Below are 1794 nucleotides of genomic sequence, written 5' to 3'. Positions count from 1 at the left end.
CTAGTATAATAATGGTGTAGTCAATCAAGACTACTTGGTTAATAAGTTTCTATAAATCAGATAACAGAAGAAGGAATTCTTCCTTCATCAGATGTTATTAATGACTAGCATGTCTGACGGCTCCTGATAGACACCCAATAAAACATAAGGTATTATCTCTAAGGATAGGACAAAGAATGTATTCCTCCTTGGGAAGTCACTTCTGTGACTGATACCTACAAAAAAGTCAATTAGTCCATTCGACAGGGTTTTATGTTTTAGCTGGTTGGGAGCCGGTAGGCAATACCCGAATAACGCGCTAGGTTGTGTACCTGCCAGATTGGAAATGGATTCCTATCCGAAAGGAGCTTATCCACATGTCAAACAATGTTATTTTTAATTTCGATGAATTATTCATCTCCGTTGGTATTGATGTCGGTGCCGACTTCTCCTGGATGTCGATTGTACTTCCTAACCAACAGTTTGTAGGAAAGCCTTACAAAATCCTACACAATAGCATGAATTCCCTTGCTTTGGCTGTCTCTAAAATAAAAGAAGCAGAAGAGATGTATTCTTTGGAAAGTCGCATTTTCCTTGAATCCACGGGAATTTATCATTACCCACTCTTCTGCTATCTTCGTGATAAGGGTTTTAACTGCTCAGTTATCAATCCTATCATCACAAAGAATAGCACAAATATCAATATACGAAAAGTACATAATGACCGTTTTGATTCTAAAAAAGCTGCTTTAGTTGGCTTAAAACCTGATTTAAAAGTTTCTCTTATGCCATCTGACCTTGCTTTGAACTGTCGCAATCTATGCCGTGAATACTACGATTTGATGGACAGCCGTAATGCTTACGTGAACAAGCTTATTGGCGAACTGCGTATGGTTTTCCCTCAGTATCTTGGCATTTTTTCCAAGGTTACGATTGATACGTCTCTTATCTTGTTGGAAACTTACACATCTCCATCTGCCTTTATTAACGCAGACAAACAAGAGATTATTGATCTCATCAGGTCAACAGCTCGTTTTGGACTTACATACGCTTGTAACAAGTATAATGCCATTATTCAGGCTGCTAATGATGCAGACGAGTTCGGTTACATCCTTGACAGCAACATCAAGAGAATCCGTCTATATATTGGTTTTATCCGTAAATATGATGAAGAAATCAACAGCATTCTGGAATCCATGCATGAGCTTGTTGCCGCTAATGAGGATACCGATTTTGTGAAACAGATTCGCCTAATTGAAACATTCAAAGGGGCTGGTTTCTTGTCCGCTATGTCCCTTATGGGAGAGATTGGTGATTTTTCTGCATTTTCAAAACCAAAACAACTTTTTGCTTACTTTGGTCTTGATCCAGCTGTAAAACAGTCTGGAAAATTTGAAGGTACTAAAATCCAGATGTCGAAAAGAGGCTCTGCCATAGCAAGACGGGTTATTCACACACTGACCTTGCAAAGTATCAGTGCTTCCCGTACCGGTGAATCAAAAAATCCAGTACTCCGTGATTACTATCTCAAAAAGTGTGAATCAAAACCAAAACTAGTTGCAATGGGAGCTGTTTCACACAAGGTATGCAACATGATATTTGCAATCCTTCGAGATAGCAAACCTTTTGAAATCATTACACCGCAGGAACATATAAAAAAATACAACGCTGCTAAATGCGACGTAGCTGCGTAAAATAATACCACCTACTGAATCAATATCTTTTTTGAATGATATTTTCCCCAAGGGGTAAGCACGCCCTTTTTTAAAGAAAAATATTTTTCATTTACCTATTGACATTTATTAGCTGGACTTT

General features: G+C 38.2%; 1 protein-coding gene. It reads left to right on the top strand.

What is annotated here, in order from left to right:
* The first annotated feature begins 356 nt into the window (after window positions 1-356).
* Window positions 357-1673: an IS110 family transposase gene (locus tag DWZ61_RS19355; protein WP_118540113.1), complete on the top strand. Its 1317-nt coding sequence runs from the start codon at window positions 357-359 to the stop codon at window positions 1671-1673.
* Window positions 1674-1794: the final 121 nt, after the last annotated feature.

Origin of the sequence: Clostridium sp. AF34-10BH (genome assembly GCF_003478095.1) — a bacterium.
GTDB classification, from domain to species: domain Bacteria; phylum Bacillota; class Clostridia; order Lachnospirales; family Lachnospiraceae; genus Acetatifactor; species Acetatifactor acetigignens.
The sequence above is the reverse complement of the archived record's forward strand: the minus strand, read 5'-3'. Positions and strand labels throughout refer to the sequence as shown.

Excerpts from the sequence above, each read along its gene's own strand:
- DWZ61_RS19355 (WP_118540113.1), top strand. The coding sequence starts at position 357 with ATGTCAAACAATGTTATTTTTAATTTCGATGAATTATTCATCTCCGTT.